The sequence below is a fragment of the Caballeronia sp. GAFFF1 genome (assembly GCF_023630705.1).
Lineage (GTDB): Bacteria > Pseudomonadota > Gammaproteobacteria > Burkholderiales > Burkholderiaceae > Caballeronia.
In genome coordinates this window covers 140,103-167,067 of sequence record NZ_JALQEM010000041.1, presented here as the reverse complement: position 1 = coordinate 167,067, position 26,965 = coordinate 140,103, and the positions used below count along the sequence as shown (strand labels likewise).

The window sequence follows — 26,965 nt, the reverse complement described above, 5'->3', positions numbered from 1 at the left end:
CAGGATTTGAAGAGCGCGCCGGTCACCGGAAACCCGCTCTTTGCATCACCCATCGCAGAACGAAGAGACGTGCACTGCACGGGTGCTGGAACGCACTGCAAGCGCACCGGCACGCACGAACCGAGGTCACTCACACACGAAGTCACATCGTCAGGAGCGAGGCGCATGAACGTCCTAACGGATGCAGTCACAGAGGCCGGTCTCGATACGTCGATCCGCGTCAACGGCGCGCGGTTGTGGGAAAGCCTGATGACGATGGCCAAAATCGGCGCGACGCCGAAGGGCGGCGTATGCCGCCTCGCGCTCACCGATCTCGATCGCGAAGGCCGCGATCTCATCGTCAGTTGGGCGAAGGCCGAGGGCTGCACCGTGCACGTCGATCAAATGGGCAACGTGTTCATGCGACGGGCGGGCCGCAATCTCGATGCATTGCCGGTCGTGACCGGCTCGCATGCCGACTCCCAGCCTACGGGCGGCCGTTTCGACGGCATCTACGGCGTGCTCGGCGGCCTCGAAGTGATTCGCACGCTGAACGATCGCGGCATCGAGACCGAGCATCCGATCGAAGTCGTCATCTGGACCAACGAGGAAGGCTCGCGTTTCGCGCCCGCGATGGTCGCATCCGGCGTGTTCGCGGGCGTTTTCTCGCTGGATTACGGTCTTTCGCGCAAGGACGTCGACGGCAAGACCATCGGCGAGGAACTCCAGCGTATCGGCTATGCGGGCGATGTTCCGTGCGGCGGTCGCAAGCTGCATGCGGCGTTCGAACTGCATATCGAACAAGGGCCGATCCTCGAAGCCGAAGACAAGACAATTGGTGTCGTCACCGATGCGCAGGGCCAGCGCTGGTATGAAATCACGCTGACGGGACAGGAAGCGCATGCCGGCCCCACGCCGATGCCGCGCCGCAAGGACGCGCTGCTCGGCGCCTCGCGCGTGGTCGATCTCGTCAACCGCATCGGCCTTGACCATGCGCCGCTCGCGTGCGCGACGGTCGGCATGATGCAGGTGCATCCGAACTCGCGCAACGTCATTCCCGGCCGCGTGTTCTTCACCGTCGATTTCCGTCATCCGGACGATGCCGTGCTCGCGCGGATGGATGCCGCCTTGCGCGAAGGCGTCGCGCGCATTGCGGGCGAGATCGGCTTGCAAACCGAGCTCGAACAGATCTTCTACTACGAACCTGTCAAGTTCGATACGGCCTGCGTGGCATCGGTGCGCGCGGCAGCGCAACGCTTCGGCTACTCGCACCGCGATATCGTCTCGGGCGCGGGCCATGATGCGTGCTATCTCGCGCAGGTCGCGCCCACATCGATGGTGTTCGTGCCGTGCGTCGACGGCATCAGTCATAACGAAATAGAAGACGCCACGCAAGAGTGGATCGAAGCGGGCGCGAACGTGTTGCTGCACGCCATGCTCGAACGCGCATCCGAACCGGCTCCCTGAGCCGCGCCGTTTTCCAATCATCACTTCCGGCCGTCCGCTCCCCTGCGGACGGAAGGCACCGTCACGCCTTCGACAAGGAACGCGCATGACCATGAAGACCCTCGGCGATATTGCGAGCCATCGACAGACACACGAACGTCTCACGTGCGAATTCTCGGACGTCGCGCCGCTGCTCGACGCGGCCGCTGCGGCCGCCGCCGCGAGCCGCTGCCACTACTGCTATGACGCGCCATGCGTGCAAGCCTGTCCGACGCGCATCGACATACCGGGCTTTATCCGCAAGATCGGCAACGGCAACTTGAAGGGCGCGGCGTCCGACATTCTCTCGGCCAATCCGCTCGGCGGCATGTGCGCGCGCGTGTGTCCGACCGAGATCCTCTGCGAAGGAAGTTGCGTGCGCAATCACCCGGGCGACGAGCCCGTGCAAATCGGCGCATTGCAACGTCACGCGACCGACTGGGCCATGTCGAAAGACGTTGCGTTGTTCAGCCGCGCGCCGGAAACCGGAAGGCGCATTGCGATCGTCGGCGCGGGACCGGCGGGTCTCGCGTGCGCTTATCGACTGGCGCTGGCGGGACATCGCGCCGTGATCTTCGATGCGCGCAACAAGCCGGGCGGTCTCAACGAGTTCGGCATCGCGGCCTACAAGACGGTCGACGACTACGCGCAGCGCGAGATCGAGTGGCTTCATTCGATAGGCGGCATCGAGATCCGGACCGGTCAGGCGCTCGGACGCGATTTCACGCTCGACGACTTGCGCAAGCAATATGATGCGGTGTTTATCGCGATGGGGCTCGCAGGCGTGCGCGAACTCGCGCTCGAAGGCGAGTCCCTGAACGGCGTGATGAACGCGGTCGATTTCATCGAGCAGGTGCGTCAGGCCGATGACCTCGCGAGCGTGCCGGTCGGCCGTCGGGTGGTCGTGATCGGCGGCGGCAACACGGCCGTCGATGCGTGCGTGCAAAGCCGCAAGCTAGGCGCGACGAATGTGACGATGGCCTACCGGCGCGGCGTCGAAAACATGAGCGCGACATGGGCCGAGCGCGAGTTTGCGCAGACCAATGGCGTGCACATCGTCACGCATGCGCAGCCCGTGCGTCTCATCGGCGAGAACGGTCAGGTGACAGGCGTCGAATTCCAACGCGACGCCGAGCGCTTCGTGATCGAAGCCGACATGGTCCTGAAGGCGATCGGTCAGACGCTCGTGCCCGTCGGCATCGGGCGCGAACTGCTGACGCTCGACGGCGGGCGCATCGTGACCGACGAGAATCGGCAGACGACGCTCGCAAAAGTGTGGGCCGGCGGCGACTGCGCCACCCACGAAGGGCTCGATCTCACCGTGCAGGCCGTGCAGGACGGCAAGCTCGCGGCCGCGTCGATCGACGCGTCGTTCGAACTGACTGCAATCAAAGCCGCCTGATTCGAAGAGGAGACACGAACATGGCCGATCTTCGCTGCAACATCGCCGGCATCTCGTCGCCGAATCCTTTCTGGCTCGCTTCGGCGCCGCCTACCGACAAAGCCTACAACGTCAACCGCGCGTTCGAGGCGGGCTGGGGCGGCGTCGTGTGGAAAACGCTCGGGCTCGATCCGCATGTGGTGAACGTGAGTTCGCGATACGGCGCGGTGCAATGGAACGGGCAGCGCATCGCGGGGCTCAACAACATCGAGCTGATCACTGATCGGCCGCTCGACGTGAACCTGCGCGAGATCGAGCAAGTGAAGCGTGACTGGCCCGATCGCGCATTGATCGTTTCATTGATGGTTCCGTGCAACGAGAAAGACTGGAAGTGGATTCTGACGCAAGTGGAGGACACGGGCGCGGATGCAGTCGAACTCAACTTCGGCTGCCCCCACGGCATGAGCGAACGCGGAATGGGCGCAGCCGTGGGGCAGGTTCCCGAGTACGTGGAGATGGTGACACGCTGGGTCAAGGAAGGCACCAGGCTGCCGTGCCTCGTCAAGCTCACGCCCAATATCAGCGACATTCGCATGGGCTCGCGCGCCGCGTTCAAGGGCGGCGCGGACGGTGTGTCGCTCATCAACACGATCAACTCGATCGTCGCCGTCGACCTCGACCAGATGGCGCCCATGCCGACCGTCGACGGCAAGGGCACGCACGGCGGCTATTGCGGACCGGCGGTCAAGCCGATCGCGCTCAACATGGTCGCGGAAATCGCGCGCGATCCCGAGACGCCCGATCTGCCGATCTCGGGCATCGGCGGCATTTCGTCGTGGCGCGATGCGGCCGAGTTCATGGTGCTCGGCGCAGGCAGCGTGCAGGTGTGTACGGCGGCGATGCACTATGGCTTTCGCATCGTCACCGATCTGGCCGATGGCCTCTCGAACTGGATGGACGAGAAGGGCTACGCGAGCCTCGACGACATTCGCGGCCGCGCCGTGCAGAACGTCACCGACTGGAAGTACCTCAATCTCAAGTACGACATCAAGGCCCGCATCGATCAGGACAAGTGCATCAAGTGCGGACTGTGTCATATCGCGTGCGAGGACACGTCGCATCAGGCGATCCTGAAGGAGAAGGACGGCAAGCGTCACTTCGAAGTGGTGGATGCGCAATGCGTCGGCTGCAACCTGTGCATGCACGTCTGTCCCGTCGAGCAGTGCATCACGATGGAACGCGTCGATGCCGGCGAATACGCGAACTGGACCACGCACCCGAACAATCCGGCTCGCGAGAACGTCGAAGAGCCCGCGAAAGCGGCCTGAATCACACGCAGCGCTCGTCATTGACCCCCGCGGCGCACATCGCGCGCAGATGCGATGGCGCGGCGAATACCTTGAAGCGGAGTGCATCCGATGAATCAGACAGCGCGTAACGTCGAATCGAGCAGCCTTTACAACGACGATCTGGCGCCGACCGGCCCGGCGCAACGCACGTGGAAGTGGTATCACTTCGCAGCGTTGTGGGTCGGCATGGTGATGAACATCGCGTCGTACATGCTGGCGGCGGGACTCACCGATCAGGGCATGTCGCCGTGGCAGGCCGTGATGACCGTGCTGCTCGGCAACGTGATCGTGCTGGTACCGATGCTTCTGATCGGCCATGCCGGCGCGAAGCACGGCATTCCCTACGCGGTGCTCGTGCGTTCGTCTTTCGGCACGCAGGGCGCGAAGCTGCCGGCGCTCTTGCGCGCGATCGTCGCGTGCGGCTGGTACGGCATTCAGACGTGGCTAGGCGGCAGCGCGATCTATACGCTACTGAACATCCTCACGGGTAATGCGCTGCACGGCGCGGCATTGCCGCTGCTCGACATTTCCGTCGGGCAACTCGGCTGCTTCTTGCTGTTCTGGGCTTTGCAACTCTACTTCATCTGGCATGGCACCGATTCGATCCGCTGGCTCGAAAGCTGGTCCGCGCCGATCAAGGTGGTGATGTGCGTGGCGCTCGTGTGGTGGGCAACGTCCAAGGCGGGCGGCATCGGTTCGATGCTCTCAGCGCCGTCGCAGTTCGTCGCCGGCGGCAAGAAGGAGGGCATGTTCTGGGCGACGTTCTGGCCGGGCCTCACCGCCATGGTCGGCTTCTGGGCAACACTCGCCCTCAACATTCCCGACTTCACGCGCTTCGCACGCACGCAGCGCGATCAGATGGTCGGACAGTCGATCGGCCTGCCGCTGCCGATGGCGCTGCTCTCCGTCATCTCCGTCGTCGTGACTTCCGCGACGGTGGTGATCTACGGCAAGGCCATCTGGGACCCGATCGATCTCACGAGCCGCATGACGGGCATCGGCGTGGGCGTCGCGCTCATTATTCTCACGCTCGATACGATGTGCTGCAATCTCGCGGCCAACCTCGTCGGACCCGCTTACGACTTTTCGAGCCTGTGGCCGAAGGGCATCTCGTATCGCGCGGGCGGCATGATCACGGCGACCATCGCCATCGTCATGATGCCGTGGAAGATTCTCGCCACCACGCAAGGCTATATCTTCACGTGGCTCGTCGGCTACTCGGCGTTGCTCGGGCCGGTGGCGGGCATCATGATGGTCGATTACTTCTTCATTCGCGGCACCCGGCTCGATCATCGCGAACTCTTCGAGGAAGACGGCGAGTACGCGTATCACGGCGGCTGGAACATCGCCGCGGTCGTCGCGCTCCTGATCGGCGTATTGCCGAATTTGCCCGGGTTCCTGCATACCGCATTTCCCGCTTCCTTTCCCAACGTGCCCGCGTTTTTCAACACGGTCTACACGTATGCGTGGTTCGTCGGCCTCGTGCTGGCCGCGCTCGTGTATGGATCATGGATGAAACTGCGCGGCAGCCCGCGTGCCGACATGCTGAGCGCTTGAACATCAACGGAGGACGACCCATGCCTATTCTCATTCGCGGCGGCACCGTCATCGACGCGGACCGCAGCTATCGCGCCGATGTGCTGTGCGCCGATCCGCAGGCGGGAGGCACGATACTCGCCATCGGCCAGGACCTCGATGTCGCCGCCGACACGCAAATCGTCGATGCAGGCGGCCAGTACGTGATGCCCGGCGGCATCGATCCGCATACGCACATGGAACTGCCGTTCATGGGCACGACCGCGAGCGACGACTTCTACAGCGGCACCGCGGCGGGATTGTCGGGCGGCACGACGAGCATCATCGACTTCGTGATTCCGAGCCCAAAGCAGCCGCTCATGGACGCCTTCAGGGAATGGCGCGGCTGGGCGGAGAAGGCATCGGCGGATTATGGTTTCCATGTTGCCGTGACATGGTGGGACGAGTCCGTGCATCGCGACATGGGCCTGCTCGTGCACGAGCACGGCGTGTCGAGCTTCAAGCACTTCATGGCCTACAAGAACGCGATCATGGCCGACGACGAAGTGCTCGTGAACAGCTTCACGCGCTCGCTCGAACTCGGCGCGCTGCCGACCGTGCATGCGGAGAACGGCGAGCTCGTATTCCAGTTGCAGAAGCAGTTGCTCGCGAAGGGCTTCAAGGGACCGGAGGCGCATCCGCTCTCGCGTCCGCCCGAAGTGGAGGGCGAGGCGGCCAATCGCGCGATCCGCATTGCACAGGTGCTGGGCGTGCCGCTTTACATCGTGCATGTGTCGGCGAAAGATGCGGTCGATGTCATTGCGAAGGCGCGCAACGACGGACTGCGCGTGTTCGGCGAAGTGCTGCCGGGCCATCTCGTGATCGATGAATCCGTGTACCGCGATCCCGACTGGACGCGCGCCGCCGCGCACGTCATGAGCCCGCCGTTCCGCACGAGCGAGCATCGCGAGGCGTTGTGGCGCGGGCTGCAATCGGGCCAGTTGCATACGACGGCGACGGATCACTGCGTCTTCTGCGCGTCGCAGAAAGCGATGGGACGCGAAGACTTCACCAAGATTCCGAACGGTTGCGGCGGCGTGGAAGATCGCATGGCCGTGCTGTGGCATCACGGTGTAAACATGGGGCGTCTCACGCCGAACGAGTTCGTGCGCGTCACATCGACGAACGCGGCGCAGATATTCAATCTATATCCGCGCAAGGGCGCGGTTCAGGTCGGCGCCGATGCGGACCTCGTCGTCTGGGACCCGCAGGCGTCGCGCACGATCTCGGTGAAGACGCATCATCAGCAGGTGGACTTCAATGTGTTCGAGGGCATGACGGTGCAGGGCGTGGCCACGCACACGCTCACGCGCGGCGCGCTTGCCTGGACCGATGGCGATCTGCGCGCGGTGCGCGGCGCGGGGCAATATCTGAAGCGTCCGCCGAACGCATCGTATTTCGAAGCCGCACGCGTGGCGAACAAGTTGAAAGAACCGCATCCTGTGGAGCGCGCCGAAACGGCTTGAATCGGGTGCGATGAGGAAGCCCCGTGTTCGGAACGCGGGGCTTGGTCGCGTCCTCCTCCTTAGGCAAGTGCCGGTCGAATCGCCGGATGTTGTGGTGCCAAAAGAAGCAAGCACTGGGCCAATGTTGACACGCGTCGACTTCTACACCCAAGTGGAAGTATAGGAAGGTAGGGGGCGCAGATAAGCTGTCGCGCGCCGACGGTGCGACGTCTTCTCAGGCCGATGCTGCAGCGGTTCGCCATGTCTCGCGCTTGATCGAACACAAAGATTTCTGCGTGAAACGAGCGCCTCGGAAGTTCATCGGCGCTCCGCAGAAGGACGCTCAGTACCAACACGAGACAGGCCATCGCTCGCTCAGCGCATGCTCCTTGTTGAGCACTTGAGCACACGTCCTCGAAAGCGCCCCGAAGCCTCAGCGAATCAATACGCCGCTTGCTGTGCAACGCAGCATCGTCCGGCTTATATCAAGTGCGAACAGATCACGGTTTCGGCAAGCCTCACGCCCGCTCGTAAACCACTATCGCGCGTGGCTAGGTATGTCAGTACTGTCAAAAGCGAACGCGTACGCGCGTGCCCTTTCTGGCGTCTTGTACGGGCACCTTCGAACAGATTCTTCTGCTAGTCCGATTCAGTGGCGGTATAGCAAGTCCGCAGGAGTCGTGCTTCTCGCACATCGTGCCGCGCATCCGCGACGCGATGTGCGCCAGCAGCCGGTGAATTCAATTCAACAAAGAGGAGACGCCATGCTTGCAGGAATCCAGGTGCTTCGAGTGGCAGTCACGGCGGCGCTCGCGCTAGGCGCAAGCGCCGCCTTCGCGCAGGCGTCGATCGTTTCGGGCCCAGCCAGCGACCCCACGTGCATGGTCCCGTGGAAGAGCGACACGAAGTTCATCAAGTATGCGAAGAAGAACGCGCCGTACCGCATCGCGCTCGTGAATGGCTATATTGCGAACACCTGGCGCATTCAGATGATCAAGACGGCCAAGGCCTATACCGCGCAACCGGCAGTCGCCGCGAAGCTGAAGGAATTCAAGGTCGTCTCGACAGGCGAGGACGTGCCGGCGCAGATCTCGGCCGTCAACAACTTCATCGATGCGGGCTATGACGCGATCATCGTGGATGCGCAGAACCCATCCTCGTTCGGCCCGGCGATTCGTCGCGCGAAGAAGGCCGGTGTCGTGCTGATCGCATTCGACAACACGCTCGACAGCGAGGACGCGATCAACGTCGACGTCGATCAGTACGGGCTCGGCGTGCTATGGGCCAAGTGGCTCGCGGATCATGTGCCGAACGGCGGCAAGGTGCTCGAGGTTCGCGGCGTGGCAGGCACGTCGGTCGATACCGACCGGCACAACGGCTTCCAGAAGACGCTGGATCAGACAGGCAAGAAGTGGAACATCGTCCAGGTCTATGGCAAGTGGGACGACGGCGTCGCGCAAAAGGCCGCCGCCGACGCAATCGCTGTACAGGGCCATTTCGATGGTATCTCGGCGCAGGGCGGCGACACGGGTGTCGTGCGCGCGATGCTCGACGCGAAGCATCCCTTCGTGCCGTTCGGCGGCGAAACGGAAAACGGCTTTCGCAAGTTCTGCGCGCAGTATGGCAGCCAGGGCCTCAAATGCACGTCGGCGGGAAGCGGTCCGGCGCAGGTGGCCGTCGCGATCAAGACAGCGCTCGCCGCGCTCGACGGCCAGACGATACCCGTCGCGATCAAGCTGCCGCTCGACATCACGGACGACTCGAAGCTGAAGGCGGGCGTCAACTACTTCCCGAACGAGTCCGACAACTTCTTCGTCGGCAACGCGTTTCCGACGTGCGGCATCAACTTCTCGGCGCAGGAAATCATGAGACAGAGTCAGGGTAACCAGTAACCAGATCGCGGGCGACGAGAAGATGGAGGACGAAGCATGCGGCGGGATGCGGAGCGGCCGTTCTTTCAGATGTCCGGGATTTCGAAGAGCTATGGCGGCGCCGTCGCGCTGGATCACGCGGAGCTCGCGGTGCGCAGGGGACGCATCCACGCGGTCCTCGGCGAAAACGGCGCGGGCAAGTCCACGCTTCTGAAGGTGATGTCAGGCGTCGTGCAGCCGGACAAGGGCACGATGCATCTCGATGGCCGCGAAGTCTCGTTCGCGTCGCCGGCCGCCGCCAACGCGGCCGGCATCGTCTGCGTGTATCAGGAGCTCTCGCTGGTCCCCGATCTCAGCGTGGCGGACAACATCTTCGCGTCGAATCCGCCGCGCCGCTTCGGCATGATCGATCGCCGGGCGCAGCGCCGGCAAGCCGAGGCCGCGCTCGCTCGCGCGGGCGCGCCCGACATCAATCCGCTTGCGAAAGTCCGCGACCTGCCGCTGTCGCGCCAGCAAATGGTCGAACTCGCGAAGGGGCTCGCGCACGAGCCGCGCATCCTGATTCTCGACGAGGCCACCTCGGCGCTGACCGCAGCAGACGTGGCGCGCGTTATCGAGGTGCTCAAGCGCCTGCGCGAGGAAGGGCTCGCGCTGCTTTTCATCTCGCACCGGATGCACGAGGTAAAAGCGCTCGCGGACGAATGCACCGTCTACCGTAACGGCCGTCATGTGATGAGCTTCGAGGCGGGCACGCGCTCCGACAACGAGGTCGTCGAGATGATGATCGGGCGGAAGTATCAGCACGTTTTCCCCGACAAACCCGAACGCGAACCCGACGAAGCTACGCAAAGCAGCGCCCCGAAACCCGTGCTCGCCTGCCGCGATCTCGCGTGGAACGACACGCTTCGGGGCGTCAGCTTTTCGTTGAGGCGCGGTGAGATTCTGGGGCTGGGCGGCCTCGACGGACAAGGCCAGCGCGAACTGTTGCTCGCGTTGTTCGGCGTGCTGCGCGGTTGCGCGGGCGAGATCGAGATCGATGGCCGGGCGGTGTCTGTTGCGAGCCCCCGCGCGGCCCGCGCCGACCGGATCGGCATGGCGCTGATTCCCGAGGATCGCAAGACCGAAGGGCTGATGTTGCCGATGTCCTTGCGCGAAAACCTGTCGTTTGCCGCGCTCGATCGCATGTCCATGGCGGGCGTGATCGATCGCGGCCGCCAGCAGTCGTTCGTCGACCGGATGATGAGCTTGCTCGCGATCAAGTCGTTCAGCCTCGATGCGGCCGTGGACTCGCTATCGGGCGGCAACCAGCAGAAGGTGGTCATCGCGAAATGGCTGATCCGGCAGCCTAGAATCCTGCTTCTCTGCGATCCGACGCGCGGCATCGACGTCGGCACGAAACAGGAGATCTATCAGTTGCTCCGGCGCCTCGCCGACGAAGGCGCGGCGATCGTCTTCTACTCGACCGACTACGACGAGCTGATCGGTTGCTGCGACCGCGTGCTCGTGCTCTACGAAGGCAAGATCAAGAAGGAACTCGCCGGTTCTGCCATCACCGAGCAGAGCCTCATTGCGAGCGCGCTGGACTTGCCGGTCGGTCAAACTTCGGCTTCAGAAGGAGTCGCGCCATGAGCGGCTTGCGTTACTGGTATGCGGAGAATCGCGGGTCGGCGTTCGCGTTCGGCCTGTTCGTGCTGATGTTTGCAATCTACCTCTTCAACTATCCGTCGAACCTGTCGGCTAACGTCATTCAGACGGCGGCGAACAAGGCGGTGTTGCTCGCGCTGGTTTCGATGGGCCAGACGCTCGTCGTGCTGACGGCGGGGATCGACCTCTCGATCGGCATGATGCTCGTGCTCACGAACTGCCTTGCATCGTGGATGGTGACGGGCGACGCGCCGCACAGCGCGCTCGGCATCGCCGGCGTGCTCGCGGCGGGCGCGCTGTGCGGCGCGCTCAACGGCGTCATCATCATCTTCGGCCGTCTGCAGCCGATCGTCACGACCATCGCCACGGGCGCCGTCTATTACGGATTGGCGCTGCTGCTGCGCCCGGTTCCCGGCGGATCGATCAACGAGGATCTCGCCGACGTACTCACCGGCAAAGTCGCGGGCGTGCTGCCGGCGAGCCTGCTGATCCTGCTCGCCGCCGTGGTGATCGTCTGGCTTCCTTTCAAGCGTTCGGCGGTCGGACGCGCGGCTTACGCGACCGGGTCCTCCGAGCCTGCGGCCTTTTTGTCGGGCATGCCGATCCGCCGTGCGAAACTGGTGAGCTACACGCTCGCCGGACTGCTTGCCGCCATCGGAGGCCTGTTTCTGACGTTCTTCACGGACACCGGCGAAGCGAGCCTCGGTAGCGCTAATTCGTACACCTTATTTTCGATCGCGGCCGTGGTGATCGGCGGCGTGTCGCTGCTGGGCGGCCGGGGCAGCGCGATCGGCGCGATCTTCGGCGCATTCGCGTTCCGCTCGATAGGTGACTTGCTGTTCGTGTTCAACGTCGATGCACTGTGGCAGCCGCTCTTTCAGGGCATCATCCTGTTGCTCGCCGTTTCGATCGGCGCGTGCGGGCTGTTCAGGGTCCGCAACCGCCTGGAGTGGTTCCAATGAGCGACGTTTCCGCAAACGGCCGGACGACGTTCGTGTCGAGGCTCGCACGCAGAATCGACAAGCCGATCTTGATCGCGTTCGGGTGCATCGTCGCGCTGCTGCTTGTCGGCGGCATGTTCTCGCGCAACTTCACGTCGCCGGAGTACATCCTGCTGCAACTGAAGGTCGGCGCGTTTCTCGGCATCATCGCGACCGGCCTGATGATGGTGATCCTGCTCGGCCATATCGACTTGTCGCTCCCGTGGACGATCACCGTAGGCGCAATGATGGCGTGCGCCGTCGCGGGACATGGCGAACTCGGACGCGTGCTCGCGATTCCGGCTGGAATAGGTTGCGGCGTGCTGATCGGCATGGTCAACGGCGTGCTCGTGGCGCTGCTGCGCATTCCGTCGATGATCGCGACGCTCGCGACCAATGCCGTCGCGCAGGGCATCATGATCGTCTACACGGGCGGATCGTCGCCGCAGGATTCCGCGCCGGACGTGATGCGATGGCTCGCGGCGGGATGGCTCGTGCCGGGCGTGCCGAACGCGGTGGCGCTGTGGGTCGTCATCGGCGCTGCCACGATGTTCCTGCTGTCGCGCACGACCTTCGGCCGGACGCTGTACGCCATCGGCAACACGGAACGCGCGGCTTATCTTTCCGGCATCAACACGCGAATGGTCACGGTGGCCGCGTTCGCCGTGTGCAGCGGGTTCGCGGCCTTCGGCGGCGTGCTGCTGGCGGGTTACGCATCGAAGGCCGCGCAGTCGATGGGCGATGCCTATCTGCTGCCGGCCATCGCGGCGGTCGTGCTCGGCGGCACGTCGATTCTTGGCGGCCGGGGATCGTACCTCGGAACCGTGGCCGGCGCGATTCTCATCACGCTTCTACAGTCCATCCTTTCGGTCGCGCAGATGCCGGAGGCGGGGCGCCAGATCATCTACGGCGTGGTGATCGCGGCGATGCTGCTGCTGTACGGGCGGACCAAGCGGCAGGGGTAGGGAGCGGGGCGGTGTTTGTCGCTGTCGGTTAGGGCGGTGCTTCCAAGAAATCGCTGCCGCAGGGTTCCCGTTTGCAGTGAAGCATGGACGCGCGCGCAGCCGTTCCCGCGTGTGCTTCCCGTGCGCTTTCCACGGAGGCGGTTCTCCGAGCGCACCCATTAATGCCACGACGTGAATCGCGAAGCGAGAAGTGCGGCGCATCAAAGGGAATCGACAGCCTTTCTGTCGCGATACCGAGTCGCCACCACCGCGAAGAAGAGAGGAGGCGCGAAAAGCTACGCGTCGCGCCGAGACGCTGCGCTTTCACTGAACATGAGCGCAACCGACACTCGGATGCCGGTGGACTCGATCCTAGGGTTATCCGTAATTTAGCAAGAATGACTTGTTGAAACGGTCGTTAATCTTAAGTAGACGCTTACCTATACTCAAGTCACTGAAACGCAAGCAAGGTTGCTTGCGGAAACAAAGACTGGAGGTAAGCATCATGAAAATCGCCACTATCATCATCGCCGCTGCGCTGGCTATTCCGGCAGCTTCGTCGTTCGCTCAAAGCCAACCGGTGACGCGCGCCCAAGTGAAAGCCGAACTGATCCAACTCGAACGTGCTGGCTACAATCCTGCCATGGATCGCGCGACGTATCCGGCGCAAATCCAGGCTGCTGAAGCAAAGGTTGCGGCTCAGAACGGGCAGACCAGCTACGGCGGTGTCGCTGACGGCTCGTCGGCTTCGGGCAGCCCGGCACACACCGGCAACAGCGTTGCACCCGTCTATTTTGGCCACTAATCGCGGCCGCGACAGCAAAAGCGCGCGACTGACGCGCTAATAACATCGGCCGCTGTCGGACGCGACAGACGGCCGGTTCGCTTTTCGACACCTCCGCCACCGGCAAAGCCGATGGCTTGCCCGGCACCGATCGTCCCGGGCTTTTTTGCATTCACGGTATTCGACAATCGAAATCAGCGCGGCTAGTCAAGAAGCCGACTCGGGTGAGGTCGGCGAAGGCCTGGATGTGATGTACAACGTGGATTGGCCGAGGCGCCGACCGCACCGCCTCGTTCGTCGCCGGCGGGCACTATGGCCTCGCTGATATTCCTATCGCCTTGTTGGCCAATCGCTGGTTGAGCACGCCGTTCCAGCATCCCGACGTTCCCGCAGTGTCTGCCTATGTCCATCGCCTTGCTGGTCGTCCTCGTTTCGCGAGCCACTCAAAACGAGGTAGGGAGCCCGACAGCGATGCGCTTTTCGAGTCACTGAGCTCGGAATGCTCATGACGCCCTCAACGGTCCGGCGATGTCGTCATGCTGCCCGTAAATGCGAGACCATCGCTCGACGAGCGTGCCACCGGGGTGCCGCATGCCGAAGCCTCTTGCAGCCGCTCAGTACTAGAGCAACACCCGACGCCGGGCGTGGCGCTTGCTCGCCCGACGGTCGTCCGCCCTTTTCTTGGAAACGACTATGGATGCGTTCGCGCAAGCCGGGAACATGAACGCGGCGCATGGGCAACCGGCGCGGCGCGAGTCGCCCGAGCGCATCGGCGCATCGGCGGAGCGGCTGCCCGCGCTAGATGCGCCCGATTTCGCGCAAACCTTCGATCGCTTCGCAGACAAGCGGGTCGTGCTGCCCGGCGAGGCGAGCCACGGCACGGCCGAGTTTCACGAAGCGCGCGCAGCAATCACGCGGCGGCTGACATGATGCTGGCAATGACAGCATCCGCATAGATGCGAGCAAACTCGCGGCGTCGGCATCCTGTACCGGATGCGGGGCGCTGGCGACGCCCGGAAACCCAACGTACTTACGTCGGAGACAACGTTTCATGCTCAAAGCTGCGATTTTCGATATCGATGGCACTCTGGTCGACTCGGTCGATCTCCATGCGCGCGCCTGGCAGGAGGCTTTTGCACACTTTGGCCATCAGGTGACGTTCGAACAGGCCCGCAGTCAGATCGGCAAGGGAGGCGACAAGCTCATTCCAGTGTTTCTTTCAGACGCCGAGCAGCAGGATCATGGCGAAGCGCTCGAGAAATGGCGCGCCGACCACTTCCGATCGCACTATCTGCCAATGGTTCGGCCATTCTCATGCGTACCTGACCTGATCGCGCGGGTTCGTAAAGCGGGGCTGAAGGTAGCCGTGGCGTCATCTGCCAAGAAGCGGGAGCTCGACGTGTATCTTGATCTAGCGGGGATTACCGACCTTCTCGATGCATCGACATCATCCGACGACGCGGAAGCCTCCAAGCCCGCGCCCGATATTTTCGAAGCCGTGCTGGAGAAGCTTGGCGTCGAGGGTTCGGAGGCCGTTGCGATTGGCGACAGTCCATACGATGCGCAGGCGGCGCGCGCGGCGGGCATGAGTTGCATCGGCTTCCTGTCGGGCGGGTTCACCGAGTCGAGTCTGCGCGAAGCGGGCTGCAGCGTCATCTATCCCGGCCCGGGCGCGATGCTTGCCTGTTTCGATCTAGCCGGTCCTTCGACATCCGGCGAGTCGGTGCATAACGCCGCTGGCTAAGCGTCTTCACGAGTAGAGGCGGGCAGCATTGTGCAGTTCGCGATGCCCCGTACCAAATACTTCAATATCCTAAATATCAACCGCTGTGGCGGAATATGGAATCGAAAGACTTTTGGGAAGCAAGCAACATGTGGGACGAGCAGTTCAACGGTTTGCTCATCGAGGCGCACCTCGCCTTTAAGTATTTTCCCGACACTCTGCCCGTCGGGTTTGTAGCCCAGGCACACGCGACGTTCTGTCCAACATGCAGTTATCGCCGTAATCGAGCAGAAGCACAGGCCCATGCGGTTCCCGCAAAAGCGCGGCGCCCTCCGACACCGACTGCGCAAGCGGCGCGCTGCGATAGACGGAGTTCTCGCGCGCGTCCCGTATTGCCGGGCGATGCGGTTCGCCACCCCTTGCGCCTTCGCTCGCACGCCGTTCGCCACCACCACGACGCCGATGCAAGGCTCAGCGATATCCGCGAGCGAGAAGGCCGATAACACCAACACGGCCAGCACGCCGTCTTCACGTTCGGCCGCGCGGCCAGCGGGCATCCGAAACTCGCCCGTCCGGCCACGTCTGCGGAATGCCGCGTGTCAACGACATCCACGAATGATCGTGCGTTTGACACGCCAAACCGTTCCTCTGCCCGCCGACCGTACTCTCCCTTTCTTCCTGTCGTAAGGTTTACCCCGATTTAAACGAAATCCAACAAAAGGGACATTCTGGCTGCTACACGTAATCCAAGCGAAATCCAATCGACGCCTTGAAGCCCCGCCTCTGCGACTGGCGTCGCGCACGCCGCAAAGGAGAGCGATTTGGTCCTGGAACTGGAGCGAGTCAGTGTCGTTTCTGGCGGGCAACCGCATCTGTACGGCGTGGATTTGCGCCTCGTCCCAGGCGCCATCAATGTGCTTCTCGGACCCACGCAGGCCGGTAAAACCACGCTGATGCGCGTCATGGCGGGTCTCGACAGGCCGAGCGACGGCCGAGTGCTCGTCGACGGTCACGATGTGACAGGCGTCAGCGTGCGCCAGCGCAATCTCGCGATGGTCTATCAGCAGTTCATCAATTACCCGGCGATGACGGTATTCGAGAACATCGCCTCGCCTTTGCGCCTGCAAAAAACCGACGCTGCCGAAATCCGCCGGCGCGTGCAGGAAGTCGCGGGCAAATTGCATATCGATCATTTGTTGGAGCGGCGGCCCGGCGAACTGTCAGGCGGACAACAGCAGCGCTGCGCGCTCGCGCGTGCACTCGTGAAGCGTACGTCGCTGGTGCTGCTCGACGAGCCGCTCGTCAATCTCGATTACAAGCTGCGCGAGGAATTGCGCATGGAACTGACTACGCTCTTCGCCGACGGCAATACCACCGTCGTGTACGCGACCACCGAACCTCTCGAAGCGTTATTGCTGGGCGGCTATACGGCGATCGTCGATAAGGGCCGAATACTGCAGTTCGGCGCCACGCTCGATGTCTATAACGCCCCGATCAACGTGGCGGCTGCGGCTGTGTTCAACGACCCGCCGATGAACATGCTGACGAGCGACTGCGGCAACGGCCGCGCGCGTCTGCCGATCGGCGTGGAGGTGCCGGTCCAGCACGCGGACGCTGTGAACGGCGCGTGCCGCATCGGCATCCGGCCGGGGCATCTGCGTCTTCAGGCAAAGGCCTCTCATGCGATCGCCGTTCCCTGCCGGCTCGAACTCGCTGAACTGAGCGGCTCGGAAACGTACCTGCATTTGCGCACGCTGACCGGCGCGGTCAATCTGGTTGCGCAGTTACAGGGCGTGCATCAGATCGAACTCGGCACGCAACTCGACGTTTTCATCGACCCGCGAGAACTGTTCGTGTTCGGTGCGGATACCCGACTGGTGTCCAGCCCGGAGGCAGCTCATGGCGCGCATTGAGTTCACGAATCTCGCGCACGCTTATGGACCAGGTCCCGCGACGCGTGACGACTACGCGCTACAACCCATGAGCATGGTCTGGGATGACGGCGGCGCTTATGCGTTGCTCGGTCCATCGGGGTGCGGCAAGACCACGCTACTGAATATCGTGTCGGGGCTCGTCAGGCCGTCCGAGGGCAAGGTGTTATTCGACGGACGCGACGTGACGGCGCTCGGCGCACGTCAGCGCAACATCGCCCAGGTGTTCCAGTTCCCCGTGGTCTACGACACGATGACCGTCTACGAGAACCTCGCGTTTCCGCTGCGTAATCGCAAGCTGCCGGACGCCGAGGTCAGGAAGCGCGTGCACGAAGTCGCGGACATCCTCGATATGACGCGCGACCTGCCGCTCAAGGCGAGCAATCTTGCCGCCGATGCCAAACAGAAAATCTCGCTCGGGCGCGGCCTCGTGCGCAAGGACGTCGCGGCGATTCTCTTCGACGAACCGTTGACCGTGATCGACCCCGCGATGAAGTGGATGCTGCGCCGTCAGCTGAAGAAAATTCATCAGCAACTCAAGCTCACACTGATCTACGTGACGCACGATCAGGTAGAAGCGCTGACCTTCGCCGACGAAGTCGTGGTCATGACGAATGGCCGCATCGTTCAGAAGGGAGGAGCCGATGCGCTCTTTCTGCGGCCGGATCACGCTTTTGTAGGCTATTTCATCGGCAGTCCGGGCATGAACCTGTGTCCGATCGAGATCGACTCCGACGGCGCAAGAATCGGCTCGCAGCGTTTGCCGCTCGACGCCGGCACGCTTGCGACGCTACAGGCCGCGCATCAGCAGTCAAGCGGCGCGCTCAAGCTGGGGATTCGCCCGGAGTTCGTCCGCCTCTCGCAGGAAGGAGAAGCCGGCGCAGTCGCCGCGCACGTGCTGCGCGCGCAACAGCTCGGCAACTATCAACTGGTCACCTTGCAATGCGACGGCCATGTATTCAATGCGAAGCTCGAGCCGCATCTGAAGGTTGTCGACGGCCCCGCCTGGCTGCATCTCATCGCGCCTGAAACTGTGTTCTTCTGCAACGACGAGAGAATCGAAACACGCATTCCTGAAGGGGCCGCGCGATGAACAAGCCCGTCAATCAAAAGGCATGGTTGCTGGTCATTCCGGTGTTCATCTGCGTCGCGTTCTCCGCGATTCTGCCGCTGATGACGGTGGTCAATTATTCGGTGCAGGACATCATCGGGCCGACCCAGCATGTGTTCGTCGGTACGGAATGGTTTCGCAACATCATGACCGATCCGGATTTGCGCGAGGCGCTCGGTAGACAGGTCATATTCTCCGCATGCGTTCTGCTGTTCGAGATTCCATTGGGGGTGGGTCTCGCATTGTCGATGCCGGCTACCGGATGGCGGGCATCGGCCACGCTCATCGTGCTTGCCATGCCGTTGCTGATTCCATGGAACGTGGTGGGCACGATCTGGCAGATCTTCGGGCGCCCGGATATCGGACTGCTCGGCTACTGGCTGAATAGTCTCGGCTTCGACTATAACTACACGGCGAGTCCCACAGCCGCATGGATCACCGTCTTTGTGATGGACATCTGGCACTGGACGCCGCTCGTCGCGCTGCTGTGCTATGCGGGCTTGCGCGCGATTCCGGACGCCTTCTATCAGGCCGCGGAAATAGATGGGGCGAGCCGCTTCGCGGTATTCCGCTACATCGAACTGCCGAAGATGCGCGGCGTGCTGATGATCGCCGTGCTGTTGCGCTTCATGGACAGCTTCATGATCTACACCGAGCCGTTCGTGCTGACAGGCGGCGGTCCCGGCAATTCCACGACATTCCTCAGTCAGTATCTGACTCAGAAAGCGGTCGGTCAGTTCGACCTCGGACCGGCGGCGGCTTTCTCGCTGATCTATTTCCTGATCATTCTGCTGCTTTGCTTCATTCTCTATAGCTGGATGAGCCGCGTAGGCAAAGGCGAATCCGCCGCGCAAGGAGCCGACCATGCAGGATAAGCGCCGCTGGATGCGGACATCGATGCTCGTCGTCTATGTGCTTTTCGCGCTCATTCCGCTTTACTGGATGGTTTCCATCTCGCTGCGCACGAACGAGGAAACCATGTCGACGTTCGCCACGCTGCCGCAGCACGCGACGCTAGCGAACTACAAGGTGATCTTCACCGATCCTTCGTGGTACTGGGGCTACATCAATTCGATCATCTACGTGCTAATGAACACGGTGATGTCGGTGTTGGTCGCATTGCCTGCCGCGTACGCGTTCTCGCGATATCGCTTTCTCGGCGACAAGCACATGTTCTTCTGGCTGCTGACCAACCGCATGACGCCGCCCGCCGTGTTCTTGCTGCCATTCTTCCAGTTGTATTCAAGCGTCGGCCTGACCGACACGTACATTGCCGTCGCACTCGCGCACATGCTGTTCAATGTGCCCCTTGCTGTGTGGATTCTCGAAGGTTTCATGTCGGGCGTCTCCCGAGAGATAGACGAAACCGCGTACATAGACGGTTATACGTTTCCCGCCTTCTTCGTGAAGATCTTTCTGCCGCTCATCAAGTCGGGCGTCGGCGTCACCGCTTTTTTCTGCTTCATGTTCAGCTGGGTCGAACTGCTGCTCGCGCGCACGCTGACTTCGGTCAACGCGAAACCTATCGCTGCCGTGATGACGCGGACCGTGTCGGCGGCCGGCATGGATTGGGGCGTATTGTCCGCGGCGGGCGTGCTGACCATCGTTCCCGGCGCGCTGGTGATCTACTTCGTGCGCAACTACATCGCGAAAGGCTTCGCGATGGGGAGAGTGTGATGTTCACGTGGATGTACTGGACCCCCGAGGTGGCGATCTTCTTCGCCTGCATCGTCGTGATGCTGGGCGGCATGACCGTATGGGAACTGCGCTCGCCAACTCATGAACGCAAGGGCTTTCTGCCTATCCCGACGACTCGCGGTGATCGCCTGTTCATCGGCCTGTTGACTGCCGCGTATATCAATCTCGCGTGGCTCGCAATCAGCGACGAGGGCGCCAGTTCCTGGCCGGGCTTCGCGGCCTCCGTGCTGATACTGCTCGCGATCATGTGGAAGGGCTAGGAAACGGACGCATGCGATGAAGACGGACAACTGCCGGCTCCGCTGATGCCCCCAGCGGGCGCCGACACGGTCGAAGGGGCACGGAAGAAACAGGAGAACACCATGCATCAGAGGAGACGGATCGTCACGCTGGCATTGGCGAGCATCGTGTCAGGTGCCTTCGCGAATCAGGCGCTCGCGGGCACGCCCGAGGCGCAGAAATGGGTGGACAGCGAGTTTCAACCGAGCACGCTTTCGAAACAGCAGCAGATGGACGAGATGAAATGGTTCATCGACACCGCTGCGAAACTCAAATCGCAGGGCGTCAAGGAGATTCATGTCGTGTCGGAAACCATCGACACGCATACCTACGAATCCAAGACGCTTGCTGCCGCGTTCAGTGAGATCACCGGCATTCAGGTGAAGCACGACATCATTCAGGAAGGCGACGTCGTCGAGAAATTGCAGACCTCCATGCAATCCGGGCAAAGCATCTACGACGGCTGGATTTCCGACTCCGACCTGATCGGAACGCACTATCGCTATGGCGTCATCGTTCCGCTGTCGGATTACATGGCAGGGGAGGGCAAGGAATACACGAACCCCGGTCTCGACCTGAAAGACTTCATCGGCACAAGCTTTACGACTGCGCCTGACAAGAAGCTCTATCAGCTTCCCGACCAACAATTCGCGAATCTCTACTGGTTCCGCGCGGACTGGTTCGCACGCAAGGATCTGCAGGACAAGTTCAAGGCCAAGTATGGCTACGATCTCGGCGTGCCGGTCAACTGGTCCGCGTACGAAGACATCGCCGAGTTCTTCACGAACGATGTGAAAAACATCGACGGAGAGAAAGTTTACGGCCATATGGATTACGGCAAGAAAGACCCATCGCTCGGCTGGCGCTTCACGGACGCATGGCTTTCCATGGCCGGCGCAGCCGACAAGGGCATTCCGAACGGCATGCCCGTCGACGAATGGGGCATTCGCGTGACGCCCGACGGCTGTCATCCGGTGGGTGCGTCGGTGTCGCGCGGCGGCGGCACCAACAGTCCGGCAGCAGTCTACGCGACGACCAAATACATCGACTGGCTCAAGAAATATGCGCCGCCGGAAGCGTCGGGCATGACCTTCAGCGAGGCTGGCCCGGTGCCCGCGCAAGGCCGTATTGCGCAACAGGTGTTCTGGTACACCGCGTTCACGGCGTCCATGCTCAAGCCGGGCAACGTCACGAATGCGGACGGCACGCCGAAGTGGCGCATGGCGCCGTCGCCGCACGGCGCTTACTGGAAGGACGGCATGCAGAACGGCTATCAGGATGTCGGTTCGTGGACGTTCTTCAAGTCGACGCCGCCAAAGCAGCGAGCCGCCGCATGGCTGTACGCGCAGTTCGTCACGTCGAAGAGCGTGTCGCTCAAGAAGTCGATTGTCGGTCTCACGTTCATTCGCGACTCCGATATTCATAGCGACTACTTCACGAAAAACGCGGACAAGTACGGCGGTCTGATCGAGTTCTATCGCAGTCCGGCGCGCGTCGCGTGGACGCCGACCGGCAACAACGTGCCTGATTATCCGAAGATGGCGCAGCTCTGGTGGAAGAACGTGGGCACCGCGGTCGCGGGTGAAAAGACTCCGCAGGCTGCAATGGACAACCTCGCGAAAGAAATGGATCAGGTGTTGGCCCGTTTGCAGCGAGCCGGAATGAAGGTTTGCGCGCCGGAACTGAATCCGCAGAGCGATCCGTCCAAGTGGCTGTCAGACCAGCACGCGCCCTGGAAGCGGCTTGACAATGAGAAACCGAAGGGCGAAACAGTGAAGTATGAGCAACTGCTGTCAGCCTGGAAGGCGGGCAAGGTGCGTTAGTGATTTGCGGTGCTCGGCGGTCTTCTGCACAGGGCCGCTGGCAAGCCGCGCTTCAGCGGCTATCGACAAACGCGATGCGCCGGCCTCACAACCGGCGCATCGTCCTCTGCTTCAGAAGGTATCGACCATGCCCATCGCCGGGTCAGTCACCGAATGACGGCCGGTCTCCATCCGTCCCGCGATGCGCCGGAAGAAGCTGCGGTCCGTGGCGCTGGTGATCTCGAAGTCATACCAGTAGCCAGTCTGGGCGACGTTCCAGAACAGGGCGGCAGGCAGTGCCCCGTTCGTGCTGATGGTCCACGTATTGCCCGCGACGAGCGCGTCGTCACGGCCGAAAGGCGCGGGCACAGGCCATGCGCCAAAGCCCGGCGCAGGGAAGCCGCCAAAGCCGATCGGATTGCGCCCGAAGCCCGGAAGCGGCAGACCCGGAAACGCCTGCAATGCGCCGTAGACCTTGTTCGACTTCACGGTGAATTGCGCCGGACCTGCGCCATCGTTGCGCAGTTGCAGATGCAGCGTCCCGGACAGTAAGCCGTAGCCGACTCGTACTTCCAGATTGACGCCTCTATGACCGTGCTGCGTGGCCAACTCGCCCTTGAACTCACGGTGAAAACCGTTCGGGCCGAGCACCCATAGGTCGTACCGTCCCTGATCCGTCGAGGTCGGAGTCCATACATCGTCGAGCGTCTTGCCCGGCTCGACCGCATAACGCTTCGGCAAGCGGTCGAGGTGCAGCTTGTCGTACACGTGGAAGACGGCGCCCTGGCGGCCGGTGTTGGCGAACAACAAGCAGATGGCGCCGGAGTTTGCATCGACATGAGCACTGGCGTGCAGTTCATACGGCAACGCACGCGACGGACGAAAGCCGCTAGCCTGCTTCGGCATGCCACGGTTCGCATCGGGCACGATCTGTCCGAGTGCCTGCTGCGTGGCGCGCAGCGCATCGGCGTCGGCCTTGCTTCTTTCGCCCGCGATGCTCGGCAGCGGCTCGTTGTTCGGCGAGGCGAAGTTGAAGGCCGTCGTCAGATCGCCATTGATCATCCGTCGATACGGCGAGATGTTGCTCTCCTTGATGCCGAAGCGCGCTTCGAGAAAGCGCAGCACCGATGTGTGGTCGAAGGTCTGCGAGTTGACCCAACCGCCGCGGCTCCACGGCGAGATTACCCACAGCGGCACGCGCGGGCCGGGTCCGTAAGGCTTGCCGTCGGGGCCGGGCGGCTGGCTGTTCGGCTGCGCGCCGGTGTCGGCACGAGTCACATACGGATGCGTGAAATATTCGGCGCTCAGGTCCGCGCCGTTCAGCGTGGTCTTGCCCGCGTAAGTGCCATCGCCGTTCGGCGACGGCGCCGCGGCCGGAGGCACGTGATCGAAGAAGCCATCGTTCTCGTCGAAGTTGACGAGCAGCACGGTCTTGCTCCAAACATCGGGCACGGCGGTCAGCGCATCGAGGAATTGCTGCACGAACCACGCGCCCTGCACCGGGCTCGACGGCCCCGGGTGCTCGGAGTAGACGTCGGTCGGAATCACCCACGAGACTTCCGGCAGGCGGCCGTTTTTCACATCGGCTGCGAAAGCCTCGACGAACGTGCCGTTGGTGTTCGGATCGGTGTCCGTGGTCGGCAGCGTGTTCGCATAGCCCTTGATGAGCGGCTGGGCGAGGGCATCGGCGGGATCGAAGGCCGGCTCGGCGGCCTGCGTCAGCGACGTGTTGACCTGACGCGCCACGGGCAGCGCCTCGTTGGCCTTGCGAAACTGCTTGAAGCCGAGCAGGGGATTGCAGCCGTACGTGTTCTTGATGTTCTGATAGACCTTCCACGTGACGCCCGCTTCTTCGAGACGCTCGGCTGTCGTTTTCCAGTCGAAGTACGCGGAGGCGGACGTGGTCACGTCGAAGTCGCCGTTGAAGTTGTTCACGAAGGTCTTGCCGTATGCGGGACCGTGCGTGCCCGTCGCGTGAATGATGCGGTTCGGATGCGTGCCGCCGAGAAACGCGCAGTGATAGTCGTCGCAGAGCGTGAAGGCTTCGGCCAGCGCGCGCTGGAACGGGATCTCAGCGGTGTCGAAGTAACCCATCGTCTGGTTCTTCTTCGATACCGGCCACGCCGCCATGCGGCCGCCATCCCACGCGTTCTGCGTGTCGACCCAGCTATGCGGCGTGCCGGCGACGCGCTGCGCGTTGCCCTTGGTTTCATCGAGATGATAGGGGAGGTCGATGCTGCCGTTCGCGTCGATCTGCTGCCACACGTTGCGGCCGTCCGGCAGCGGGATCGTGAAGCGATCGCCGTAGCCGCGCACGCCCTTATAGGTGCCGAAATAATGGTCGAACGCGCGGTTCTCCATCATCAGAATGACGACGTGCTTGACGTCCTTGATCGTGCCGGTTTCGTGATGCGCGGGTATCGCGAGCGCGCGGCGGATGCTCGGGGGAAAGACGCTCAGGGCAGCGGCCGAGAGGCCGGCAGTGGCCGTGCTCTGAAGAAATTTGCGACGGGAGTTCACGGGGCAAGTGCTCCTTCTTTTCTACTGATCCTCGAAACCTTCGATCGCCTCCCGCAGCCGATCCTCGCGACGACACGGCCTGGCTTGTCACGTCCGATGCGCACGCACCGGACGCACGCCATGCTCAATGCCGCCGACAGAAAAGACAGCCTGCCGAGACCCCGCTCGTGGAAGTTCAAAGGACGTGTTGTTCTACACGCGCAATCGGCGGTGTTGCAATTGCCGTATGCGGCGACTGACGAATATAGGAGGTGGACATGACGGGACGGTGTCGGCGCGGATTTGTTTCACTTGCTTACAAACGCCTTTAGCATGCGGTGGCAAGACGAGCGCATGCGTCGCGCGTCCAGGCTTCAAACCCGCCTCGACGACCGCCTCGATAACCTTCAGTCTGTCCCATTCGCGCATGGTCAAGCTCACAGGTGGGTTCGGTGACATGGCGAGCTCCGCGAAACGATCAGCTGCAAGCCTGCCACCGGTTCAAACCCGACATCTGTAAATAGCCAGAACACGACATTAGGATATAGCCGCTAAAAAACGAATCGACGTTAATATAGATTATGTCAAATGAACGCACTAGGAGCATGGCAAATACGGGCGGGAGCCTCTTAAGTCGCGCACGTATCTTTGCCGCTCAATAGACGACCGCGCTGCTGTCGATAAGCGAGCCCCGCATCGCGGGACTTCGAACACATACTGCGCCATCGCAACGAGGCGTGCTGTCGTCGCACCCTTCGCCGCTCATCGACACTGCCGACGAATCGATGCGGCGCCGCGTCAGTCGCACCGACTACGCGCCATCAGCGCGGTGATCGCGTCACGATGCGACAGCATGCCGACGCGTTCCACTACCTCGCGCGTCACACGTTCCGTTTGTTTCGGCGCGTTGACGCGTCGGACGGCGAGCCGGGACTTCAGCCAAGCACTGGCGGCTTCCGCTTGCCCGCGCCGTGCTCATAGGCGTAGGCGAGCCCTAATAGCGCTGCTTCGTCCCACTGTCGACCTACAAAGATCAGCCCGAACGGCGAGCCCGACTCGTAGTAACCGGCGGGAACCGCGATACCCGGCACACCCGCGATGTTGATCTCCCCCACGGTTGTCTCCTGAATGGTGTCCTTTCCGTGCAACGGCGGAAGCTCGCACCGCATCTGCGGAAAGACGAGGGCATCGAGCCGCTGCTCGTCGAACACGCGCTCGAAGATGCGCAGATAACGCGCCTTCAGTGCGATAAATTCAGGCATCTCCGGCGGCCGCGACGGGTTCGCCAGCGCGGCGTTGAAGTCCGCCAGGCTGTGCATGAAGTTCAACACGCCGTTGGGTGCGAAAGCGTCCTCGTCCTTCGTAATCTCCGCGAATTCCGCGAAGCTCTTGATGGAAGCATGCTTGCCCAGGCGCTCCAGGTACTTCTCGACGTCGTAGGGGATGGATTCGAGACCGCGCGCGTCGAAATTGCGCAGCGGCGGAGTTGGCCTGCGCAGTTCGGCAAAGCCGGAGCCGCGAAAAGGATCGTCGATCAGCGTCGCGCCGAGCGATACGAGCTCGCCCTTCACGCGCTCGTACAGCGCCGCCGCCTCGTCAGAAAGCGGCTGGTTGCGCCAGCCGGGACCGTACAGACCGATGCGCTTGCCCTGCAGCGCTTCCCGGTTTAGCGCCGACGCATAGCCGCCTTCCGGTTGCCGGCCGACGCCGGCGAGCGTCTTCGGGTCTTCGCTCGTGTAACCGGCGATCACGTCGAGACACAGCGCCGCATCCCTCACGTTGCGCGCGATCGGCCCGACGACGTCGCGATTGCCCGACAGCGGCATCACGCCCGCGTTCGGCACCAGCCCGATGGTCGGCTTGATGCCGACGAGGTCCTGCGCCGATGCGGGGTTCTGGATGGACCCGCCGGTCTCCTCGGCGAGTCCGAGCACCGCCATGCCCGACGCCACCGCCGCCGCCGTTCCCGCGCTGCTGCCGCCCGGCACGCGGTCGGGCATCGCGACATTGATCGTCGGACCCGCCCAGCTGTCGTTGGCATGCGATCCGGTGTGACTCAGAATTGGGACGTTGGTCTTGCCGAGCAGAACCGCGCCCGCGCGGCGCATGCGCGCGATAACCGGCGCGTCGCGCTCGGGCATCAGGTCGATTCCGCCCGTCTTGCTGTACAGCTTCGACCATCCCGCCGTGGTCGGAAAGCCGACCATGTCCATCGGGTCCTTGATGACGACCGGCACGCCCGCGAGCGGTCCCAATGCTTCGCCGGCGGCGCGCCGCTCATCGATTCTGCGCGCGTCGTCGATCGCGGCGGGATTCAGGAAGATCAGCGCGTTATACCTATCGTTATGACGTTCAATCCAGTCGAAGCAGGCACGCGCCAGTTCTTCCGCCGTGAACCGGCCGGTCCTGAATCCGTCCTGCACGGCATCGACCGTGAGGGTCGCGAGATCGACGTCGATTGCGCTGCGTTGTTCCATTCGATGCT

20 protein-coding genes and 1 pseudogene are annotated in these 26,965 nt (G+C 62.7%); 18 read left to right on the top strand and 3 right to left on the bottom strand.

The window, feature by feature from the left end:
* The first annotated feature begins 165 nt into the window (after positions 1-165).
* The 12 genes from NCR37_RS26100 (at position 166) to NCR37_RS26045 (ending at position 15,181) form a co-directional block, all read left to right on the top strand.
* Positions 166-1,446 (top strand): Zn-dependent hydrolase, encoded by a 1,281-nt coding sequence (locus NCR37_RS26100; protein WP_250475701.1) that lies wholly within the window; start codon positions 166-168, stop codon positions 1,444-1,446.
* Positions 1,447-1,531: 85 nt separating this feature from the next.
* Positions 1,532-2,866 (top strand): NAD(P)-dependent oxidoreductase, encoded by a 1,335-nt coding sequence (locus tag NCR37_RS26095; protein ID WP_250475700.1) that lies wholly within the window; start codon positions 1,532-1,534, stop codon positions 2,864-2,866.
* A gap of 20 nt (positions 2,867-2,886) precedes the next feature.
* Positions 2,887-4,173 (top strand): NAD-dependent dihydropyrimidine dehydrogenase subunit PreA, encoded by a 1,287-nt coding sequence (gene preA / locus NCR37_RS26090; RefSeq protein WP_250475699.1) that lies wholly within the window; start codon positions 2,887-2,889, stop codon positions 4,171-4,173.
* A 90-nt stretch (positions 4,174-4,263) separates the two neighbouring features.
* The gene (locus tag NCR37_RS26085; RefSeq protein WP_250475698.1) at positions 4,264-5,751 is read left to right on the top strand and encodes an NCS1 family nucleobase:cation symporter-1; all 1,488 of its coding nucleotides are present in this window, start codon (positions 4,264-4,266) and stop codon (positions 5,749-5,751) included.
* Between the two features lie 20 nt (positions 5,752-5,771).
* Positions 5,772-7,235 (top strand): dihydropyrimidinase, encoded by a 1,464-nt coding sequence (hydA, locus tag NCR37_RS26080; protein ID WP_250475697.1) that lies wholly within the window; start codon positions 5,772-5,774, stop codon positions 7,233-7,235.
* A 743-nt stretch (positions 7,236-7,978) separates the two neighbouring features.
* On the top strand, positions 7,979-9,106 hold the full coding sequence (locus NCR37_RS26075) for a sugar ABC transporter substrate-binding protein (protein WP_250475696.1): 1,128 nt from the start codon (positions 7,979-7,981) through the stop codon (positions 9,104-9,106).
* A 36-nt stretch (positions 9,107-9,142) separates the two neighbouring features.
* The gene (locus NCR37_RS26070) at positions 9,143-10,714 is read left to right on the top strand and encodes a sugar ABC transporter ATP-binding protein (RefSeq protein ID WP_250475695.1); all 1,572 of its coding nucleotides are present in this window, start codon (positions 9,143-9,145) and stop codon (positions 10,712-10,714) included.
* Positions 10,711-11,691 carry an ABC transporter permease gene (locus NCR37_RS26065; protein WP_250475694.1) on the top strand — a complete coding sequence of 327 codons (981 nt, stop codon included), beginning with the start codon at positions 10,711-10,713 and terminating at the stop codon, positions 11,689-11,691. Before NCR37_RS26070 ends, NCR37_RS26065 begins: the two co-directional genes overlap by 4 nt.
* Positions 11,688-12,674: an ABC transporter permease gene (locus NCR37_RS26060; RefSeq protein ID WP_250475693.1), complete on the top strand. Its 987-nt coding sequence runs from the start codon at positions 11,688-11,690 to the stop codon at positions 12,672-12,674. The genes NCR37_RS26065 and NCR37_RS26060 overlap by 4 nt, the downstream gene beginning before the upstream one ends.
* Before the next feature lie 484 nt (positions 12,675-13,158).
* Positions 13,159-13,458 (top strand): DUF4148 domain-containing protein, encoded by a 300-nt coding sequence (locus NCR37_RS26055; RefSeq protein ID WP_250475692.1) that lies wholly within the window; start codon positions 13,159-13,161, stop codon positions 13,456-13,458.
* Positions 13,459-14,118: 660 nt separating this feature from the next.
* Complete coding sequence (locus NCR37_RS26050) at positions 14,119-14,367, top strand: hypothetical protein (RefSeq protein WP_250475993.1); 249 nt, start codon at positions 14,119-14,121, stop codon at positions 14,365-14,367.
* A 121-nt stretch (positions 14,368-14,488) separates the two neighbouring features.
* Entirely contained in the window at positions 14,489-15,181 is a 693-nt protein-coding gene (locus NCR37_RS26045; RefSeq protein ID WP_250475691.1) for an HAD family hydrolase, read from the top strand.
* Positions 15,182-15,424: 243 nt separating this feature from the next.
* On the opposite strand, the pseudogene NCR37_RS26040 reads toward NCR37_RS26045, so the two are convergent.
* A pseudogene (locus NCR37_RS26040) lies at positions 15,425-15,711 on the bottom strand (M81 family metallopeptidase); the annotation flags it as partial.
* A gap of 270 nt (positions 15,712-15,981) precedes the next feature.
* Here NCR37_RS26040 and NCR37_RS26035 point away from each other — a divergent pair.
* The 6 genes from NCR37_RS26035 to NCR37_RS26010 all read left to right on the top strand — a co-directional run bounded on the left by NCR37_RS26035 (position 15,982) and on the right by NCR37_RS26010 (position 22,002).
* Positions 15,982-17,073, top strand: coding sequence for an ABC transporter ATP-binding protein (locus NCR37_RS26035; RefSeq protein WP_250475690.1), 1,092 nt, complete (start codon positions 15,982-15,984; stop codon positions 17,071-17,073).
* On the top strand, positions 17,060-18,184 hold the full coding sequence (locus NCR37_RS26030) for an ABC transporter ATP-binding protein (RefSeq protein ID WP_250475689.1): 1,125 nt from the start codon (positions 17,060-17,062) through the stop codon (positions 18,182-18,184). The genes NCR37_RS26035 and NCR37_RS26030 overlap by 14 nt, the downstream gene beginning before the upstream one ends.
* Positions 18,181-19,077, top strand: coding sequence for a carbohydrate ABC transporter permease (locus tag NCR37_RS26025; RefSeq protein WP_250475688.1), 897 nt, complete (start codon positions 18,181-18,183; stop codon positions 19,075-19,077). Before NCR37_RS26030 ends, NCR37_RS26025 begins: the two co-directional genes overlap by 4 nt.
* The gene (locus NCR37_RS26020; protein ID WP_250475687.1) at positions 19,067-19,879 is read left to right on the top strand and encodes a carbohydrate ABC transporter permease; all 813 of its coding nucleotides are present in this window, start codon (positions 19,067-19,069) and stop codon (positions 19,877-19,879) included. Before NCR37_RS26025 ends, NCR37_RS26020 begins: the two co-directional genes overlap by 11 nt.
* Positions 19,879-20,160 (top strand): DUF2160 domain-containing protein, encoded by a 282-nt coding sequence (locus NCR37_RS26015; RefSeq protein ID WP_175942871.1) that lies wholly within the window; start codon positions 19,879-19,881, stop codon positions 20,158-20,160. The genes NCR37_RS26020 and NCR37_RS26015 overlap by 1 nt, the downstream gene beginning before the upstream one ends.
* Positions 20,161-20,262: 102 nt before the next feature.
* A complete protein-coding gene (locus NCR37_RS26010; protein ID WP_248324015.1) occupies positions 20,263-22,002 on the top strand; it encodes an ABC transporter substrate-binding protein in 1,740 nt (579 codons plus the stop codon).
* A gap of 111 nt (positions 22,003-22,113) precedes the next feature.
* On the opposite strand, the gene NCR37_RS26005 is transcribed toward NCR37_RS26010, so the two are convergent.
* Entirely contained in the window at positions 22,114-24,501 is a 2,388-nt protein-coding gene (locus NCR37_RS26005; protein WP_250475686.1) for a phosphocholine-specific phospholipase C, read from the bottom strand.
* A 914-nt stretch (positions 24,502-25,415) separates the two neighbouring features.
* Entirely contained in the window at positions 25,416-26,957 is a 1,542-nt protein-coding gene (locus NCR37_RS26000) for an amidase (protein ID WP_250475685.1), read from the bottom strand.
* Positions 26,958-26,965 lie beyond the last annotated feature (8 nt).